Origin of the sequence: Frankia sp. AiPa1, assembly GCF_023243075.1 — a bacterium.
GTDB lineage: Bacteria > Actinomycetota > Actinomycetes > Frankiales > Frankiaceae > Frankia.
Genome location: NZ_JALKFZ020000132.1, coordinates 16,863 through 35,856, shown reverse-complemented (window position 1 = coordinate 35,856; position 18,994 = coordinate 16,863). Strand labels below are relative to the sequence as shown.

General features: G+C 71.8%; 14 protein-coding genes and 2 pseudogenes. 4 read left to right on the top strand and 12 right to left on the bottom strand.

The window, feature by feature from the left end:
* Together MXD95_RS13565 and MXD95_RS13560 are read right to left on the bottom strand one after the other, a co-directional pair.
* The coding region (locus MXD95_RS13565) for an NACHT domain-containing protein (RefSeq protein WP_250640961.1) at nt 1-3,144 on the bottom strand (3,144 nt) is incomplete at its 3' end.
* Nucleotides 3,141-3,623: a toll/interleukin-1 receptor domain-containing protein gene (locus tag MXD95_RS13560; RefSeq protein WP_250640960.1), complete on the bottom strand. Its 483-nt coding sequence runs from the start codon at nt 3,621-3,623 to the stop codon at nt 3,141-3,143. The genes MXD95_RS13560 and MXD95_RS13565, both read right to left, overlap by 4 nt.
* A gap of 236 nt (nt 3,624-3,859) precedes the next feature.
* Between MXD95_RS13560 and MXD95_RS28535 the strand changes: the two genes are divergently transcribed.
* A complete protein-coding gene (locus tag MXD95_RS28535; RefSeq protein ID WP_250640959.1) occupies nt 3,860-4,291 on the top strand; it encodes an SgcJ/EcaC family oxidoreductase in 432 nt (143 codons plus the stop codon).
* Nucleotides 4,292-4,297: 6 nt separating this feature from the next.
* Here the strand turns inward: MXD95_RS28535 and MXD95_RS13550 are convergent, their stop codons facing one another.
* Nucleotides 4,298-5,008: a TetR/AcrR family transcriptional regulator gene (locus MXD95_RS13550; RefSeq protein WP_250640958.1), complete on the bottom strand. Its 711-nt coding sequence runs from the start codon at nt 5,006-5,008 to the stop codon at nt 4,298-4,300.
* 129 nt (nt 5,009-5,137) lie between these two features.
* On the opposite strand from MXD95_RS13550, the pseudogene MXD95_RS13545 reads away from it, so the two are divergent.
* A pseudogene (locus tag MXD95_RS13545) lies at nt 5,138-6,454 on the top strand (DHA2 family efflux MFS transporter permease subunit); the annotation flags it as partial.
* A gap of 144 nt (nt 6,455-6,598) precedes the next feature.
* On the opposite strand, the gene purL reads toward MXD95_RS13545, so the two are convergent.
* The 9 genes and pseudogenes from purL to MXD95_RS29645 form a co-directional block, all read right to left on the bottom strand.
* Nucleotides 6,599-10,783 carry a phosphoribosylformylglycinamidine synthase gene (purL, locus tag MXD95_RS13540; protein WP_250640957.1) on the bottom strand — a complete coding sequence of 1,395 codons (4,185 nt, stop codon included), beginning with the start codon at nt 10,781-10,783 and terminating at the stop codon, nt 6,599-6,601.
* Between the two features lie 132 nt (nt 10,784-10,915).
* Nucleotides 10,916-12,160 carry an ABC transporter permease gene (locus MXD95_RS13535; RefSeq protein ID WP_250640956.1) on the bottom strand — a complete coding sequence of 415 codons (1,245 nt, stop codon included), beginning with the start codon at nt 12,158-12,160 and terminating at the stop codon, nt 10,916-10,918.
* On the bottom strand, nt 12,157-12,852 hold the full coding sequence (locus MXD95_RS13530; protein WP_250640955.1) for an ABC transporter ATP-binding protein: 696 nt from the start codon (nt 12,850-12,852) through the stop codon (nt 12,157-12,159). Before MXD95_RS13530 ends, MXD95_RS13535 begins: the two co-directional genes overlap by 4 nt.
* Nucleotides 12,849-13,901: an efflux RND transporter periplasmic adaptor subunit gene (locus MXD95_RS13525; protein WP_250640954.1), complete on the bottom strand. Its 1,053-nt coding sequence runs from the start codon at nt 13,899-13,901 to the stop codon at nt 12,849-12,851. The genes MXD95_RS13530 and MXD95_RS13525 overlap by 4 nt, the downstream gene beginning before the upstream one ends.
* Before the next feature lie 21 nt (nt 13,902-13,922).
* Nucleotides 13,923-14,426, bottom strand: coding sequence for a hypothetical protein (locus MXD95_RS13520; protein ID WP_250640953.1), 504 nt, complete (start codon nt 14,424-14,426; stop codon nt 13,923-13,925).
* 221 nt (nt 14,427-14,647) lie between these two features.
* Nucleotides 14,648-15,961 carry a sensor histidine kinase gene (locus tag MXD95_RS13515; protein ID WP_250640952.1) on the bottom strand — a complete coding sequence of 438 codons (1,314 nt, stop codon included), beginning with the start codon at nt 15,959-15,961 and terminating at the stop codon, nt 14,648-14,650.
* Nucleotides 15,962-16,040: 79 nt separating this feature from the next.
* Nucleotides 16,041-16,706 (bottom strand): response regulator transcription factor, encoded by a 666-nt coding sequence (locus MXD95_RS13510; protein WP_250640951.1) that lies wholly within the window; start codon nt 16,704-16,706, stop codon nt 16,041-16,043.
* Nucleotides 16,707-16,788: 82 nt separating this feature from the next.
* The gene (locus MXD95_RS13505) at nt 16,789-17,028 is read right to left on the bottom strand and encodes a hypothetical protein (protein ID WP_250640964.1); all 240 of its coding nucleotides are present in this window, start codon (nt 17,026-17,028) and stop codon (nt 16,789-16,791) included.
* 496 nt (nt 17,029-17,524) lie between these two features.
* Nucleotides 17,525-17,602, bottom strand: a pseudogene (locus tag MXD95_RS29645) (hypothetical protein); the annotation flags it as partial.
* A gap of 259 nt (nt 17,603-17,861) precedes the next feature.
* Between MXD95_RS29645 and MXD95_RS29640 the strand changes: the two are divergent.
* Both MXD95_RS29640 and MXD95_RS13490 read left to right on the top strand, forming a co-directional pair.
* Entirely contained in the window at nt 17,862-18,161 is a 300-nt protein-coding gene (locus MXD95_RS29640; RefSeq protein WP_250640949.1) for a hypothetical protein, read from the top strand.
* 436 nt (nt 18,162-18,597) lie between these two features.
* Nucleotides 18,598-18,951: a VOC family protein gene (locus MXD95_RS13490; RefSeq protein WP_250640948.1), complete on the top strand. Its 354-nt coding sequence runs from the start codon at nt 18,598-18,600 to the stop codon at nt 18,949-18,951.
* Nucleotides 18,952-18,994 lie beyond the last annotated feature (43 nt).

Below are 18,994 nucleotides of genomic sequence, written 5' to 3'. Positions count from 1 at the left end.
CCACACCCGCGCCGACCCGTCGTCGCCGCCGGTCAGCACCCGCGACCCCTCCGGACTCCACCCCACCGCCCGCACCGAACCGCGATGGCCGGTGAGCGCGAGCAGTTCCCGACCAGACCCCACATCCCACACCCGCACCGACCCGTCGTCGCCGCCGGTCAGCACCCGCGACCCCTCCGGACTCCACCCCACCGCCAACACCGCACCGGTGTGGCCGGTGAAGGAGGTGAGGTGGGCCTGAGGGGGCCGGGGGGTCCTGGTCGGTGCCACCTGCCAGCCGGATCCGCGTGGGTTCGGGGGCTGGGCGCATCCGAGCGCCTGGGTGTGGTGGGCGGTGGAGCCGGTCCAGCGGACACCACTCAGGTCGCAGTGGCGCAGGACGGTCCCGGTGAGGTCGGCGCGGGAGAGATCGGCGCCGCGCAGGGAACTGTCGAGGATCTCGGCTCGGACCAGGGTCGTGGCCGTGAGGTCGGCGTCGGACAGGTCCACATCGCGCAGGACGGCCCCGGTGAGATCGGCTCCGGCCAGGGAGATCCCGCGCAGGTCGAGCCGGTGGTGGCCGGCGTCGACGCGCCAACCGGCGAGGTTCGCGCCGGTCAGGAGGCGCCCGGCCGGAGGGTGACCCCCCGGATGGCCGGCGCGGGCGGCGGCGAGGCTGTAGGCGAAGGCGAGCACCGCGGCGGCGTCCGCGCGGTCCTCCGGCGGCTGCGCCGCGCTCGCCGCGCTCGCCGCGATCGCCGCGAGCGCGGCCAGCCGGTCGGCACGCCGCGCGCTGTCGTGGCCGGCGAGTAGCTGGCCGAGGAAGTCGAGGGTCTCGGGGCTGGGGACGGCGAGCTGCCAGCCGGCGCGGGCCTGCTCGGGCGGCAGCCCCAGGGCCCGGTCGAGGTGGCGGGCGAGGAAGTACTCCCGCAGGGACGTGTGCGCGAACCCGAAGGTGTCGTCGTCCCGGCGCACCAGGAACGTCGCGGTGCGCAGGTCCTCCTTCCACAGCTTGGGTGCCCGGACCGGGTAGTGCAGCTCCAGGTCCGGCCGGCCGGCGAGGAACTCCAGCATCCGCTGTTCGACGTCCGCGAGGTCGAACGACGTGCGGCCGGAGCGCCACAGCCGTACGGCGAGATGTTCCATGAGGAGCTGCTTGTGCTCCGGGAGCAGCGAGTGCTTGCCGTCGTCGCGTTCGAGCCACTGCCGCACGAACGAGGCGTAGAGATCGACGGCGTGGACGGTACGCCCGGCGAGCCTGGCCTGTTCGACCAGTTCGAGCTGGCTCGCGACCATCCGCAGGGTCAGCGGCCGTTCGGCGATCTCGCGCAGGTTGTGCACGCTGCCGATCAGCTCCAGCAGCCGGTCGACGTCCGCGCCTTCGACGTTCGCCGCCAGATAGGCGCGGATCTGCGCCTCGCCGAAGGGGAGCATCAGCAGGGCCAGGTAGTCGCTGCCGACGGGGCCCTCGCGGTGCTGCCCGGTGAGATGGTTGGTCTCGTCGCGGATCGAGCGGAAGTAGTGCGTCCGGCAGGACAGCAACAGTTTGCTGGGCCGGTCCGCCCGCGCGTCGGCCGGCTGGGCGCGCCAGAGGTCCTCGGCGGCCCGCCACAGCGTGCGGGTGAACACCTGGCCGGCGTGCGGTTCGAGGTGTACCAACACCTCGTCGAGGCCATCGAAGATCAGTACGCAGGTGCCGCCGGCGACGAGCTCGAGGACTGCCTGGACGGTCGGAGCCCGCCCGACGTCACCGGCGTCCAGCAGCGCCTGCAGGATCTTCTTGAACCCGGTCGACTCGCGGACCACCGACGGTCGCAGATCGCGCAGGTCGAACAGGATCGGCAGCGGCACCGACGGATCGTGCTCGCGCCGATCCAGCAGGGCCAGGGTGAACAACTGGACGGTGGTCGTCTTGCCCGTGCCGACATCGCCGAGCAGCGCGCACAGGTGCCGGGCGTTCGCCGACGGTTCGCTCGCCCAGGTGACCAGCCGCTCGACCGCCGGCAGCGGTTCGCTCAGGCGCCGCGCCGCCGGCCGCTCCAGGGCATCGGAGGCCAGCAGGATCTCATCGACCTCCGAGTCGACCGGCGTCTCCCGCAGCAGGCGCCGGCCTGCCTCGTGCCTGACCCAGCTGGCCGGCTCAAAGCCGTCAGCCGTGAAGCCGGCCGGCCCGAAGCCGTCAGGCTGCCGCGGCCGGGCGGGCGTCGCGGCCGCGGCCGTCGGTTCGAGGAGCCGCTCGGCGATCAGGCTGAGCGTCCGCCCCACGAAGGCGACCTGGAGGTTGCGGGTCAGATGCTGGCTGAACGGCCGGCTCGCCTCGTGCACGATCTCGTTCCGCTGCCAGGCGAGCCGGGCCCCGCCGCCGCGGGGGCCTCCGCCACGGGGGCCGCCGGCACGGGCCACCTCCTCCAGGGCCAGGCGCAGCGGCCGGCGTGCGGTCGCGCCCGGATAGACATCTGCGCTGGCCGCGGCGCTGTCCAGCTCGACCACCAGGTCGGCCGCCTCCCGCAACCGGCGCCGTTCGCTCTCGACGTCGACACCGAGCAGCGGATCGAGGACGCTGGTGACCCGATAGCCGGGACCCGCGGATGCCTGTTCCCGCAGCAGCTCGACCACCTTGCGTTCCAGGCGACGGATCGGCTCGGACGCCTTCCGCGCGATCTCGACGTGGATGACGATCTCGCGGTCGCCGTCGCCGTCGCCGTCGCCGTCGGCGCGGTCGTTCGCGCTCGCCATGGGCAGTACCTCGGTGACCGTCGCGGTCACCGTTCGCTCGCCGGCCCGCCCATCGCCCTCCCGTCGGGAGCGGTCAGCCTCCCGACGGGACCGGTCGGCCAGCTCGTCGCCGGCCAGGTCCTCGCCCTCGAACCAGCAGAACCGGTCCCGGGGCGGCGCCTTGTGCTGGTCGCTGACCAGCCGCACCTTGACGTTCGCCGCCTCGGCCACGTCGTCGAACGCCGCACGGAACTTCCGGAACGCGTCCTGGGCCTTCGAGTCGTCGCCGCCGGGGGTCGCCGCGGCCAGGGCCTCGGCCATCGGGATCCGGCCGTCGCCGTCGATCAGATCCGCCAGGGCCCGCAGCCGCTGCGTCTGCCGGGGCGTGAGGTCGTCGGCCAGCCGGGTGAGGTGACGCAGCACCGCCTCCCGGGGCAGTCGCGGGCTCACGCGGCGTCGGCGAGGACGCGGCGGTGGATCTCCCGCGTGAGGTCCACCGCGAACCGCTCCCGGCTGGGGCCCGCGGTCTGGGTGAAGGCACGGCCGCCGGCGCCGGTGAAGATCTGCCGGGCGGCGAGCCCACGCAGGTCGAACGATCCGTCCAGCGGCACCTGCTTCAGCAGCACCGGCAGCACCCTGCCTCGGCCCGGCTCCAGCAGCCGCGGCAGCTCCACCTCCCGGACGTAGTCGCTCGCCAGGAACTTCGGGCTCACCAGCAGCAGCCCATAGTCGCAGGTGGCCAGCCGGGTGAGGATCTCCTCGTTCCAGTCCGCGCCGAGCAGCAGGTCCGAGTCCTCCCAGCGGGTCAGCCGCACCCCGCTCAGGGCGCCGAACGCCAGCCTGGAGAGCAGGGCCTCCTTCGCGGCCCGGTCGTCATGCGCCCAACTCACGAACAGCGAAGCCTCGACCACGCCACCCATCCCGCCCATCGGGCCCCCCTTCCCGTATTTCACGCGAGGTTCACGATAGGCGGCATCTCTCGATATTGCCACTCTTCGGCGCTGGACGGTCACTCTGCTGGCAGCAACCGGGCGAACGGCAACCGCCAGCGACGACCGCCGCCTTGACCTCAAGTCGGGTTGAGCCTTTAGCGTCCGATGCGCGGGCGAGAAAACGGGGACGACGCCCATCAGAGACGACGCCCATCAGAGACGAGGAGCACGCCGTGACGCAGACCGTGACACGACCGGTTCTGGACGACGACCGGGCGGCGCATGCCGAGGCCGAGGCGGCGGTGACCCGCTTCGCCGCCGAGTTGCAGCGGGCCCTCGACACCGCCGACGCGGACGGTTATGACCGGTCGTTCGCCGATGATGTGCTGTGGGGCAGCCCGTACGGCGCCACCCTGACCAGCTTCGGCGAGCTGAACGCGATTCACCGCCAGCTCATGGCCAGCCGGGTCGCCCCGCCGTCGACATTCGAGGTTGTCGCGGTGCGCGCCCCGGCGCCCGGCGTGGCGATCGCGCACATCCGGCGGCAGGCGACCGGCGGCGGTGGCTTCTCCGAGATGGCCCTCTACACCCTGGTCGAGCGGGACGGCCGCTGGTGGCTGGCCGCCGCCCAGAACACCCCGATCGCCTCGCCACCCCAACGCTGAGTCCGACTATCGGGCGACCGCCCCGGCGCCGCGCAGGCCGTAGCCGTGCAGAAACACGCGCACCCCGGCGTCGGAGATCGCGTGGATCCTCTCCGAGTCGAGTGGGACGGCGCCGTGCAGCGAGCGAAGATTGACGTCCCCGGTCACCAGCAGGGCGAGATGGGCCGCAGCGAGGTCGGGATCGGCGAGGGACAGGTGCCCCTGCTCGGCGATCCGTAGGAGATGAGCAGCCATCGCACGGCGGACCCGCCTAGGCCCCTGTTCCTGCCAGGCCTCCAGGGTGGCCGGCGGAATATGCGCCGCCTCCGCGATGACCTGCCGGACGAGCGTGAAGTGATCGGCGAACTCCGGCACGGGCGTCGCCCACACCCGGCCGAACTCACGCAGATCAGCCTCAATGTCGACGATCTTGCCGAGATAGCGGTCGAGGATGCCAACCTGCGCGTCCGCGACCTGGCGAGCACTGTCCACGATCACCGCGTGGAACAGTGCCGCCTTGTCGCCGAAATGGTTGTAGATGGTGCGGCTCGAGACCCCGGCCGCCTTGGCGATCGCGTCGATGCTGGCCCGCGTGTAGCCGTCACGGGCGAACGCCGCGAGCGATCCGTCGAGCAGGTCACGCCGCTTGTCGCCACCCCGCGGAGATCGTCCCGCGCGCGCCGTCTGGCCGGAGGCGGCGTCGGCCGCACCGGAACGGATCCCCACTCGCCCGTCCATCCCACCTCCCGGTCCGAGCATAGCCAGGACGGCATCCGACTACAACGAACGTTGCACAATTTACAATGATCGTTGTAACCTCGACGTGATCCACTCACTGACGTCGACGGAGATCGGCAGGTGTCACAGATGGCACTTTCCCTGCGCACCGATGGCATGGCCCCGCGCGGACGCGGGGATCACGCCGGCACCGGGCGGCCGTCCGACGGGCGGATCGGCTGGCCGGTCTGGCGCCTGGCGTGGGTCATCGTGTTCGGCGCGTTCGCCAGCGGGATGGATTCCTCGCTGGCGAACATCGGCTTCGCGGCGATCAGCTCGGACCTCGACGCCACCCTGGCCACCACCCAGTGGGTGACCAGTGCCTATCTGCTGGCCCTCGCCGTGTCCCTGCCCCTCGCCGGCTGGTTGGGCCGCAGGTCAGGCCCGGGCCGGGTGTGGCTAACCAGCCTCGGGGCATTCACGGTCGCCTCCGGGCTGTGCGCGGCGGCGCCGACCGTCGCGAGTCTCATCGCCCTGCGGGTCCTCCAGGGACTCGCAGGCGGGCTGCTCATTCCGGCCGGTCAGACCGTGCTGGGCCGGGCGGTCGGCCCGACCCGGCTCGGGCGGGTGATGGCCACGCTCGGGATCGTCGTCACCGTCGCACCCGCCCTCAGCCCGGTTATCGGCGGCCTGGTCCTGCAGGGTGGGTCGTGGCGCTGGCTGTTCGCGATCAACCTGCCGATCGGGGCCGTCGGACTGGCGCTCGGGCTGCGTTACGTCCCCCGCGACCGGCCAGGACTGGCACCACAGCTCGACTGGCCCGGCCTGCTGCTGATCAGCTTTGGCCTGCCTGCGCTGGTGTACGCGCTCACGGCCTGGGGAGATCGTGGCTCGCTGGCCCACCCGGTCGTCCTCGCGGCGCTCGTCGTCGGGATGGGGGCGCTCGTCGGCTTCGCGGCGCGCTCACTGCGGCACCGCGAACCGCTGGTCGACCTTCGGCTGTATCGACGTAACCAGGTGTACGCGGCCGCGACCGCGACGACCGGGATGACCGGGATGGTCCTCTTCGGGAGCGGGCTGGTCTTCCCGCTCTATCTTCAGATCGGTCAGGACGAGAGCATTCTGGCCACCGGGCTGCGCCTGCTTGGCCTGGGCGGCGCGACGGCACTCGTCCAGCCCTGGATCGGGCGGCTCACCGACCGCCACGGGGGCGGGGTCGTGTCGGCGGTCGGCTGCGCGATGCTGGTCGCGGTCAGCGCCACGTTCGCACTCCTTCCGCTTGATGCCGGGGAGGCGACCGTCCAGGTCACCCTCGCCCTGTTCGGCGCGGCAACCGCGGTCGCCGCGGTTCCTCCCGGTATCGCCGCCTACAAGACGGTCAGTCCCGATCAGCTCTCGGACGCGACGACCGCGGTGAACATCGTGCAGCGCGTCGGCGGTGCGCTCGGCGGGGCGATGTTCGCGGTCGTCATCGCACGGAGCCTGCCCGGCGACCCACGGGCGGCCTTCCATCACGCCTTCTGGCTGATCGCCCTGACCAGCCTGCTCGGACTGCTGTGCGCGCTGTGGCTCAGCCATGCCCTACGTCACTGGGCCGGGGCCGACGCGGGGTCAGGTGCGGTCGAGCCAGGCGCGGGCGTTCTGGAAGATGCGCAGCCACGGTCCGTAGCGCCCGTCGTCCGCTCCGGCGCCAGCCGGGGCCGTCGCATCAGCCAGGTCGGCCACGTCGGGAGTGCTGGGGGCGCCGGGAGTGCCGGGAGTGCCGGGGGCGGAGTTGACGGGTAGCCAGGAGCGTTGCTGGGTGAGGAAGGCGCGCTCGGGGTGGGGCATGATCAGGGTGACCCGGCCGTCGTCGGAGGTGACGGCGGCGACGGCGGCGGGGCTGCCGTTGGGGTTGGCCGGGTAGTCCTGGGTGGGCTTGCCGTGGTTGTCGACGTAACGGGCAGTCACCGCGCCCGGGGTGCCGGCGGGGCCGAAGTCCATCCGGCCCTCGCCGTGGGCGATCGGCACGGCGAGCACCGACCCCGCCATCCCGGTGAACAGCACGGACGGTGAGTCCTCGATGAGCAGGCTGGACACCCGCGCCTCGAACCGCTCGGAGGTGTTCTCCAGCAGAGTCGGCCAGCCGTTCGCGCCGGGGATGAGCGCGCCGAGGCCGGCGACCATCTGGCAGCCGTTGCAGACACCAAGGGTGAGCGTGTCGGGGCGGTGGAAGTAGGTGCGGAACGCGGCGGCGAGCTCCGGGTGGGCAAGGATCGACTTCGCCCATCCGAGGCCCGCGCCGAGCACGTCCCCGTAGGAGAAACCCCCGCAGGCGGCGAGCACCTGGAAGCCGTCGAGCGCGGCCCGGCCGGTGAGCAGGTCGGTCATGTGGACGTCGACGGCGTCGAACCCGGCGGCGTCGAACGCGGCGGCCATCTCGACGTGGCCGTTGACGCCCTCGTCGCGCAGGATCGCCGCCTTCGGGCGGGGGGCACCCGTGGCCCCGTCCAGCAGCGGGAAGGTGATCCGCTCGGTGATGCCGGGGTCGGCGTCGTCGAGGATCGCGGTGTACTCCGCGTCGGCGGACTCGGGGTTGTCGCGGCGCCGTTGGATGAGATAGCTCGTCGTCGCCCAGACCCGTTCGAGCTCCGCCCGGCCGTTCGCGTAGACGACCGCCCCGCCGTCGCGCAGCACGATGCGCTGCTGGCCGGTGGGCCGGCCGAGCACGTGGACGCGGTCCGCGCCCAGGTCGCCGGCGAGCGCCGCGACGACCCGATCCACGGCGGGCCCGGCCACCTGGAACACGGCGCCGAGTTCCTCGGCGAACAGCCGGGCCAGCAGCGTCCCGCCGGTCAGGCTGGGCGAGGCGGCCAGATTGGGCGAGCCGGCCAGGCAGGCCAGGTCGACGTCAAGGCCGACCCGTCCGGCGAAGGCCATCTCGACGAGCGTGGCGAACAGCCCGCCATCGGAGCGGTCGTGGTAGGCGAGCACCTCGGGGTCGGTGACCAGCGGCCGGGTCGCGGCGAAGAACCGGCGCAGCACGTCGGCGTCGGCATCGGGAACAGGCGCGGGCGCATGCCGGTCGTACGCCAGCCCCAGCGCCGAACCGCCAAGCCGGCCCTCCCCGCCGAGCCGACCCTTCCTGCCGAGCCGACCCGCAGCTGCGGACCGAGCCGCGGCTGCGGCAGGCTCGATGGCGGCAAGGTCGACGAACACCAGCCGGCTGTCCTCGTCCCGGGCGAGCTGCGGGGTGAGCACCCGGGAGACGTCCGCGACCGGCGCCGCCGCGGTGACGATCAGTGACACCGGCGAGGTGACGGCGTGCTCCCCGCCGTCGTCCGTCCAGACGGTGCGCATGCTGGTGGAATCCTTGCCGACCGGGATCGGGATGCCAAGCTCCGGGCAGAACCGTTCCCCCAGCGCCTCGACCGCGTCGTACAGCGGGGCCTGCTGGTCGTCGACGCCGACCGCCGCCATCCAGTTCGCCGAGAGCGCCACCCGACCCAGGTCCGCGACCGCGGCGCCGGCCAGGTTGGTGAGCGCCTCACCGACGGCCATCCGGGCGGAGGCCTGGGCGTTCACCGTCGCGAGCGGGGTGCGCTCCCCCATCGCCAACGCCTCGCCGGTGCGGCTGCCATACGCCGATGCCGTCACGGCGACGTCGCTGACGGGAACCTGCCAGGGCCCGACGAGCTGGTCCCGCACGGTGTGCCCGCCGACGGTGCGGTCGCCGATCGTGATGAGGAACTTCTTGCTGCCGACCGCGGGCACCCGCAGCACCCGTTCGACCGCCTCCGCCAGCACGATCCCCGTCTCGTCGAACGGCTCCGTCCCGATGGTCACCGACCGTGCCGCGCGGGTCTGCCGCGACGCCTCGCCGAACAGCAGCGACATCGGCACATCCACCGGCGCCCCGCCACCGGACGCGTCGCCCTCGGACGCGCCGCTGCCGGACGTGCCGTCACCGGAGGCGTCGTCGTCAGGCGCGATGGCGAACAGGCGGTCGCGGACGATGAGGCGTTCCTCGGCGGTGACGGTGCCGACGACGGCGAACAGGCAGCGTTCCCGCGCGCACAGCGCCGTGAAGGTGGCGAGATCGGCGGCGGCGATGCCGAGGACGTAGCGTTCCTGCGCCTCGTTGCACCAGATCTGCAGCGGCGTCATCCCGGCGTCGGCGTTCGGCAGGTCCCGCAGCTCGAACACGGCGCCGCGCCCCGCGTCGTGCACCAGTTCGGGCAGCGCGTTCGACCAACCGCCGGCGCCGACATCGTGGATGGAGACGATCGGGTTCGCCTCGTCCAGCGCCCAGCAGGCGTTGATGACCTCCTGGGCGCGCCGCTGCATCTCGGCGTTGCCACGCTGCACGGAGGCGAAGTCGAGTTCGGCGTCACCGGCGCCGGTCTGCATGCTGGAGGCGGCCCCTCCGCCGAGGCCGATGAGCATCGCCGGGCCGCCGAGCACGATGACCAGGTCGCCCGCGGCGAGCTGCCCCTTGCGCACCAGCACGTCGCGGACATTCCCAACGCCGCCGGCAATCATGATCGGCTTGTGGTAACCCCACCGGCCGCGCGGCCCGCCAGGGCCGCCAGGGCCACCAGGGCCACCAGGGCCACCAGGGCCACCGGCTGCCTCGAAGGTGCGGAAGTAGCCGACGAGGTTCGGCCGACCGAACTCGTTGTTGTAGCCGGCGGCGCCGAGCGGCGCATCCGTCATGATCTCCAGTGGAGGCGAGATGCGGTCCGGACGGTCCTCGTCGCCCTCCCAGGGACAGTCGTCGCCGGGGATGCGCAGGTTCGAGACCGTGTAGCCGGCCAGCCCCATCTTCGGCGCCCCGCCGCGACCGGTGGCCCCCTCGTCGCGGATCTCCCCGCCGACGCCGGTCGCGGCGCCGGGGCCCGGGGCGATCGCGGTCGGATGGTTGTGCGTCTCGACCTTGACCAGGATGTGCGCCGGGCCGTCGTGCCGGCGGTAGGCATGGGTCGCCGGGTCCGGGTAGAACCAGGACGCCTGCTCGCCGCGCAGCACGGCGGCGTTGTCCGAATACGCCGAGAGCACGTGCTCGCCGGACTGTGCGTGCGTGTTGCGGATCATGGCGAACAGGCTTCGCGACCGGGCGTCGCCATCGATCACCCAGTCGGCGTTGAACACCTTGTGCCGGCAGTGCTCGCTGTTGACCTGCGCGAACATCATCAGTTCGACGTCGGTCGGGTTGCGGCCAAGCTCGCGGTACTTCTCGGCGAGGTAGGCGATGTCACCGGCCCCGAGCGCCAGGCCGAGATCCGCGTTGGCCGCGGCGAGTGCCGCCTCGCCCCGGCCGAGCAGGTCGACCCGCGCATGGGGCTTCGGGCTCCCGGCGGCGAACAGGGCGGACGCGGCATCCAGCGACGTCTCGACGACCTCGGTCATCCGGTCGTGCAGCAGCGGCGCGAGGGCATGCCAATCGAACGGGCCGCCGGTGCCGTACAGGTAGTAGACGGTGCCCCGCTCGATCCGCCGGACGGCGGTCAGCCCGGCGGACGCGGCGATGTCGGAGGCCTTCGACGACCACGGCGAGATCGTCCCCGGCCGCGGCAGCACCACCAGCGTCGCCACCGCCGACGCCCGGTCCCCCTCGAACACCTCCCCGTAGGTCAGCAGCCCCCGCAGCCGCGCCTCGTCCGCCTCGTCGAGGATGTCCCGGACGCCACCAAGATCGACGAAGTGGACGTACTCCGCGTCCACTTCCGCAATGCCCGGCTCGACGGCCCGAAGCCGGGCCACCAGCCGCCGGCGAGCCGGACCGGTGAGCGCCGCGATGTCTCCGTATGTCTTCATGCCGCCGTTTCGGTCGAGGAGTGAGTCGAGGAGTGATCCGTCCAGGGTGACAACCCGTCAGCAGTGGCCTGGGGACATCCACAGCATCACAACTAATCCCACGGAAGCGTCACTGTATCCGGGTGCACCACGTCACGAGGGCCGGACCGCCTGCGCGGGCTCGAGTCTGGCGGCGCGGCTCGCGGGGTAGAGACCGGCGACCCCACCGACGACCAGCGCCGCCAGGATGCCACCGGCCAGTCCCACGACCGGGAGGTCGATCGGCCAGCCCATGCTCAGCCCGTAGCCGACGGTGATCGCACCGCCGAGCAGGACTCCCGCGAGCCCGCCCAGCGCCGCCTGCACCAGCGCCTCGACCAGGAACTGTGTGCGGATGTGGCGCCGCGTCGCCCCGAGCGCCCGCCGGACCCCGATCTCGCCCCGCCGCTCGAGGACCGAGATGACCATGACGTTCGCGATGCCGACGCCACCGACGAGCAGAGCCACCCCGCCGAGCCCGAGCAGCAGCGTGGTGAAGGCACTGTCCGTCGCCGCCCGCGCCTCGATCGCGTCGGACGGGCGGGTGACGTCCACTTCCTGGGGCGAGACCGGATCGGCGGTGGCGGCGGCGACATCGCGCACACCGTTGATGTCCGCGGGGCTGGTCCGCAGGTACACTGTGGTCGGCGAGCCCTGGTAGCCGAACTTCTGGGTGGCGACCGCGGTACTGATCAGTGCCGCGTTGTCGAGCTCCGGGGCCAACGGCATCTCGTCGAGAATCCCGACCACGGCGAACCACTGGTCTCCGATCCACACCAGCTGTCCTCCCGCCGAGAGATCCACACCCTGGCGGCTGGCCGCCGTCACGCCCAGCACCACCGTGGGATAGTCCCGCGGCGTGGCGTCCAGCCAACGGCCGCCACGGAGGCGACCGTTGAGAGTGGACAGCAGGTCGGGCTCCGCGGCGAGAACGACCGTTCCTTTGGTGTTGGTCGCCGGCACCACGTCAGTACGACGCACGGTGACACCGAGCTGCGCCGTCGCGGCGACGGACTGTACGTGATCGAGCAGGGACAGTCGGCCCACCGACTCCGGCGGGAGCTGGGCCTGCTCGTCGCTGCCCAGCGTCTGCCCGGGCGTGATGGTGAGATAATTGGTGCCGAGCCGGTCGAGGACCGCCAGCACATTCGCCTTTGACGAGGCCGAGATGCCGATGACGGCGACGATGGCGGCGATTCCGATCGCGATTCCCACCGAGGTCAGCAGCGCTCGACCGCGACGCCCGCGCAGGCCCTGCACGCCGAGCGCGAGTGCGTCGCGTGGGGTCAGTACCGAACGGGGGACGGGCGCCGGCGACCGTGACTCGTCCGTACTCGGAGCGACCAGCGGGGCCGTCATACCGTCACCCCGTCGCGCGTCGAGACCACGATCTTTCCGTCCCGGATTCCGACCCTTCTGGGCGCTGCCGCCGCGATTCCCTGGTCATGCGTGATCAGGACCAGCGTGGTTCCCTCCCGGTGCAGTTCCTGGAACAGGCCCATGATCTCCTCCCCGGTCCGGCTGTCCAGGTTTCCGGTCGGCTCGTCCGCGAGTACCAGACTTGGTGCGCCCACCAGGGCCCGGGCGATCGCGACCCGCTGGGACTCCCCTCCGGACAGCTGGGCGGGCCGGTGCCCGATGCGGTGGCCGAGGCCGACGCGGGACATCGCCGCCGCCGCGCGTTCCCGCCGCTCGGCGGCGGGAACGCCTCGATAGACCAGGGCGGTGGCGACGTTCTCCAACGCCGTCATGCCAGCCAGGAGGTGAAAGGACTGGAACACGAAGCCCAGGGCCCGCCCACGCAACGCGGACAGCTGCTCGTCGTCCAGCCCCGCCAGGTCATGACCGTCGATGCGGACGGTGCCTGTGGTCGGCTGGTCGAGGGCACCCATCAGATTGAGCAGGGTGGACTTGCCCGAGCCCGACGGCCCGACGATCGCCACCCACTCGCCCGCCGACACCGTCAGGGTGACGTGGTCGAGTGCCCGGACCGGCGGTGAGCCCGGGTACTCGTGGATGACGTCCACGAATTCCAGCACGGGCCGGCTCACCGCGGCACCTCGACCAGGGAGCCGGTGGCGAGGCCGCCGCTCACACCGACGAAGCCGTCGCCCCAGGCGCCGAGTTTCACCGTCGCCCGCTGGTGTCCGCCCTGCGGCTTCACGACGTCGACGGCATAGCCGCCTCCGGGTACCGCGATCACCGCCGAGACCGGGACTGTCAGGACCTTCTTCGCCGTCACGGTCGTGTAGTGCACGGTCACCGGGGCGAGGTCGAGCGTGGCCGCTACCTTGGGATCCTTCAGCACAACCTTGACCTTGAACACCTGCTTGTTGTCCGCGTTCATCTCCAGGGATCCGCCGACCGAATCGATCGTGCCGGCCGCCGTCTGGCCGGTCGGCAGGTCGACCAGCACCGGGGCCCCCTGGGAGACGAGATTGCGGTCAAGGGGGTTCAGGTCGAGGGTCACGATCTTCTCGATGCCGGAGACGGACAGTACCGACGCGTCCGGCGCCGCCTGCGCGCCGACCTGCACGCCGAGCTTGGCCACGTGGATGGGGCCGTCGGTGAACATGAGGTCGCCGAGTGCCGCCGTTGCGTCGACGACGGCGCCGGTGGCCGCCTGGAGCTCCTTCAGCGCGTCGGTCGTCTGGGCGTCCCAGTGCGCGTCCGGAAACGTCGGCGACTTGTGGCCATGGCCGAGCGCGAGCAACGCCGTCTCCAGTTCCAGCACGTCGGCGCCGTCGCCCACCCCCGGCTGCAGGTCCCGCCAGGCGGGCACCTTCCCGTCGAGCAGCACCACCGGACGATCGTCGATGCGCATCAGCACCTGCCCGGAGGACAGGTCGGTGCCCACCGGCGGCAACCAGGTGACGGTGCCCTGCCGGGCCGGGTAGAGGTCACGAAGATCGCGGTAGGCGATCACGCCGCTCAGGGTCTGGGTGAGCTCCAGATCCCGCACCTGCGCCTTGGCCGTGGCCTGCGCGGTCTGTTCACCGTCGCCGGAATCCGAGGACAGTGCCCAGGCGAGGAGCACACCGCCCACCGCCAGGGCGAGTATGCCGATGAGCGTCGCCAGCGCCGCGGTCCGCCTCGTCATCATCTTCCTACGCATGATCGGTCACCGCCCGGTGGAGCCTGGCTGCTGGCAGGCCTTCAACGCCTTGCTCACAGTGGGGTCGTTACGGTCCAGGTTCTTCCCGAAGGGCCCACCCGACTGGCCGGGCACGGGGTCGGGAACGTTGATCCCGTGGCTGCGCAGGCAGCCTGCCAGCGCGAGCAGTTCGGCGTTCTTCTGGTCGACCTGGTCGGGGTCCTGCTTCTCCCGGTCCTGGACCACGCTGGACAACAGGCCGGCGCAGGCCTTGTCGGCGGTCTTGAAGGCGACCGACGAGGTGTCGACTCCCGCGTACAGCGACCCGGGCTGGCTCGGCTTGGGATCCGGCACCTGGACGCCGTTGTCACGCATGCACTGCGCGTAGGCCAGCAGCGGATCGCCAGTGGGGCCCGCCGACGGCGCTCCAGCGGCCGCGGCGGCCTGGCCGGTACCCCCGCCGCCGCTGTCCGAGCAGGCGACGAGCATGAGGACGGGCAGAAGCAGAAGGAACAGTAGTGAGCCAGCCATGCGCCGTGTCATCGGCGACCATCTCCCTGGGTTCTGGGTCAGTCACGTGCTGGTCACGACCATCGACCCCGAACCTGGAATGCACCTGAGCCGAGCTGAGAGACACCTGAGTCCGCAGCTCAGCGTTTTCACGGCCCGCAGTGTTTTCCCGGCCCGCAGTAGTCTCGGCCCGCAGTGTTGGCAGCTCGGGCTGGCTGCTCCCGCGACCGGACGGACGCGCGTCAGACCGGGTCGGGCGGTGACAGCGGCAGCCGCACCTCGAAACGCGCCCCGCCCAGCGGCGCCGTCGTCACGTGGACGTCGCCACCGTGCCCGCGGGCGATGCTGCGGGTCATCGCCAGTCCCAGACCCACGCCACCGCTGGCCCGGTCCCGGCCGGCGTCCAGCCGGAAGAACCGGTCGAACACCCGCTCGCGCTGGCCTGGCGGCACGCCGGGTCCGTCGTCGTCGACGGTGACGACCGCCATGTTCCGCTCGGTCATCAGACGCACGGCGATCGCGTGGACAGCGTGCCGGTCGGCGTTGTCGAGAAGGTTGCGGGCCAGCCGGGACAGCTCGGCGGGTACCCCGATGATCTCGACGGGTTCCAGCGAGACGAAGAGCGCGGCATGGCTCGTCTCCGGCACCTCGGCGGCCACGATCTCATCCAGGCGCACCGGCTGCGGGGACCGGGAGGCCGTGGTGTCCTCGGCCCGGGCGAGCATGAGCAGATCGCCGGTCAGCCGTTCCATCCGCCGGGTGTCGTGGTGCAGCCGGGCGGCGACAGCCGGCCAGTCCGCCGTCTGACCGTGCGCAATGGAGATCTCCAGCTCCGCGCGCATCGCGGCCAGCGGGGTTCGCAGCTCGTGGGAGGCGTCCGAGAGGAAGTCACGCTGCACCCTCGCCCCGACGTCCAGCCGGTCGAGCATCTCGTTGAGGGTCCTGGCGAGGCGCTGGACCTCGTCTCCGGTGTCCGGTTCCGGGAGGCGCTCGCCCAGTGTCGAGTGACTGATCGCCTCCGTCCGCGCCCGCAGCGCCTCGATCGGGCGCAGTGACCGGTCCACCGCGAACCAGGTCAGCAGGCCGACGACGAGGGCGAGCAGCGGCGCGGCCACCAGCAGAGAGCGCTCGACCAGATCGATGCTCTGCGAGATCTGTCCCAGCCGGGAGACCGCGACCACCGTTCGCTGGCCCTGCGGCGTCATCACGGTGCGTGATGCGGCCCGCATGTCCCGGGGCAACGACTCGCCCGGCGCCGTGCCGGCCGCGGCGGGGGGCCGCGCGGACGGAACAGGTCGCCGCGCGACCGTCGCCGTCGTCGGCGGCAGGGTCTCGATCAGGCGGCCGGAGGCATCCCGAATCTGGATCGTCGTGACATAGCCCGGCGGGATGTCCAGCCGCTCGGGGATCGGCTCGCCGCGCGCCAGCGCCTCGGCGATCCGGTCGACCTCGCCGCTCGCCACCGACTGCGCCCGGCCGAACAACGTGTTGGACATGCCGGTGATCAGAGCGAAGGAGGCTGAGGCAAGGGCCAGGCAGACGCCCAGTGTGGCCATCAGAGTCAGTCGCACCCGCAGGGAGCGCAGGAAACGCGGGAGCCAGCGGCGCCGCGCAGGCCACGCAGGCCGCGCACGGCTAGTCATCGGGATCAAGGAGACGGTAGCCAAGCCCCCGCACGGTAGCGATCCGACCCGCCCCGATCTTGCGCCGCAGGCTCGAGACGTAGACCTCGACCAGGTTCGGGTCGCCGGCTCCGTCCAGACCCCACACCGCGGCCAGCAGCCGGTCCTTCGACAGCACGCGGCCGGGATTACGCAGCATGACCTCTATCAGCGCCCGCTCACGCGGCTGCAGGGTGACCGGCCCGCCGCCGACCGTGCACTCCCCCGACTCCGGATCCAACACCAGCGCGCCGTGGCTGAGCAGCCGCGGTCGAGGGGTGGCGCCCCGCCGAGCCAGCGCCCGGAGCCGGGCGGTGAGCACCACGAAGGAGAACGGCTTGCGCAGGTAGTCGTCGGCACCGGCGTCCAGGCCGTCGGCCTCGTCGTACTCGCCGTCCTTCGCGGTCAGCATCAGCAGCGGCGTCCACACCTTTTCGGCCCGCAGCCGGGTGGCGACCGCGTAACCGGTCATCGACGGCAGAAGAATGTCCAGCACGATGACGTCGTGGGCGCCCTCCCTGGCCTGCCAGTACCCGTCGAGACCGTCATGGACGACGTCGACGTCGAAGCCCTCGGCCCGCAGGCCCGCATGGAGAACCTCGGCAAGCCGAACATCGTCCTCGACAACCAGCACCCGCATGCGCCTGCACCCTTTCCGGCAGCGACAATGACCCACAGAATTCTCACGCGGTAAAGAATTCTCGTGCGGCTGGGACGATTTCTCACTGCCCGTCGCCGGCGGGCAGCGCGCACGGGCCGCGCGGGGCGGCGCGACCCTGCCGTGCCGCCGCGGTCACGGCAGCGAGCAACCGGTCCTGCGGGGTCACCGACGAGGCTGCCACCGCGATGGCGGCCGGGTAGCCGTCCGGCGCCCCCGGCGAGATCACGGCGGCCATCCCGACGACGCCGAGCCGGTGTTCCTCGCGCTCGACGGCCACGCCCCGGGCCTGGGCCCGCTCCAGGTCCGCGACCAGCCGCCGAGCAGTCGCGAGCGTGTGGGGGGGTGAACCGGGTCAGGGCAACACCGTGCGCCATCAGATCGTCAATGTGGGGATCGACATGCGCCAGCAGCGCCTTCCCCGCGGCGCAGGCATGCAGTGGCAGCCGGTCGCCAACCCGGACGCGGGGCACCGCGCCGCACGCACCGGGCGCGTACCCGCCATGCGGATGCCCGCCGCGCGGGTGCCCGCCGCGCCCGCCGTGCGGATGCCCGCCGCCGACGTGCTCGGTGACCACCACGTCCGCTCCGTCGAGGACTGCCAGGTAGACGTCGGCACCCGTACGGGCCGCGAGCTGTTCCAGGCTGGGCCTGGTCGCCGCGCCCATCCGTCGCACGCAGGGCGCCGTGGTGCCGAGCGCCCACAGGCGACGCCCGATCCGGTAGGTGCCGTCGGTGAACCGTTCCAGGCCACCCCACTCGACCAGTTCGCGGACCAGGCGCAGGGCGGTCGGCATCGGCAGGCCGGACCACTCGGCGATGTCGGTCAGCCGCAACCGCTGTGCCGGGCCCGCGAAGGCGTCGAGAACCGCGAACACCCGGCTGGAGACCGTCCGACCGGCCTCGCCGTTGTTGCCAGCCACCCGCTACCTCCCGTCACCTGGCCTCCGTTGTCTGGCCCCCGTCACCTGGCCTCCGTCGCCCCGCCCCGGCCTCGACCCGGCGACGAGCCATCCTCGCCCGGCGCCAGCCCAGAAATTTTCACCCGGCACTTCCGCTGGACGAAATCCGATGCTTCCACCTGAGGCGCGGCGCCCACCACACTTCATTTCATGGACATCGATGCCGCCGAAACCGATGCCGCCGACCGGCATCGCGGATGCCAACGACGCGGAAGCCAACGACGGCGAAACCGACGCCACGGATATCGACCAGATACCGAATCGCGCCCCGAGCGCCGGCCGCACCGCGACCGGGCTCTTGGACCTGTCACCGGACGAGTTGTTGTCGACCACGCGCATGGTGCGGCTGCGCCTCGACCTGACCCGCCCGGTGCCCCGGACGCTGCTGGACCAGTGCGTTCAGCTCGCCGTCCAGGCACCCACCGGCCGTAACCGGATCGCGTTCACGCTCGACTCCGGTCGTCACGACCAGTGAGCCCTCTCCCCACCGCCGACTCGCTACTGCCCTCCTCGCCGCTGCGCGTGACGGCGGTTCGGCCCCGGAAAACCTCCATGTCGCTTCTACAGGGTTACGAAGCCACAAATCGGACAGATTACCCGGTAGAAGCGACACCTCCGCGCACCAGCAGCGCCGCTACCCCCGAAAACCATCACGGACAGTGAGATTCACTGGATGAACCCGGCCGCGAGCCGGAGATCCACGAGAAGCAACCTGGCGCTGCCGCGCGCAGAGCCGGCGCGCCACCAACGCACCGGAATCGTCCTTCTGGTCCGCGACCGTGTTCCGGCGGTCTCGGTGACCGGCAAAAGCTACGTTGTTGAGTGCACCGACGATCCCGCGACCCGCGAGCCCGGCGCGGCCGACGAAGGCCGGGCGCGGGTCTGGAACACATCCAGTCTCAGGAGGCACCATGAGCGAACAGCAGGTACGGCAGATCGTCCTGTCAACCGACAACCTGGACGAGTCCATCAAGTTCTACACCGAGACCCTCGGCTTCCCGCTGAAGTTCCGCGACGGCGCGCACTACGCGGCGCTTGACGGCGGCTCCGTGACGATCGCCCTGGCGACGGCGGTCGATCATCCCATCCATGGCCAGGTCGTCGTGGGCATCAAGACCGACGATGTCGACGGTGCGGCCAAGGCCATCGAGGAGAACGGCGGCGGCGTCGTGAAGGGCCCCTACGACGACGCCCACGAGCGCCGCGCCGTCGTCTACGACAACAAGGGCAACGGCCTGGTCTTCTACAAGCCACTCGCCCGCTGATCCACGGCCGGGTGGGGGACCCGGGTCGCGACGACCCCGACGT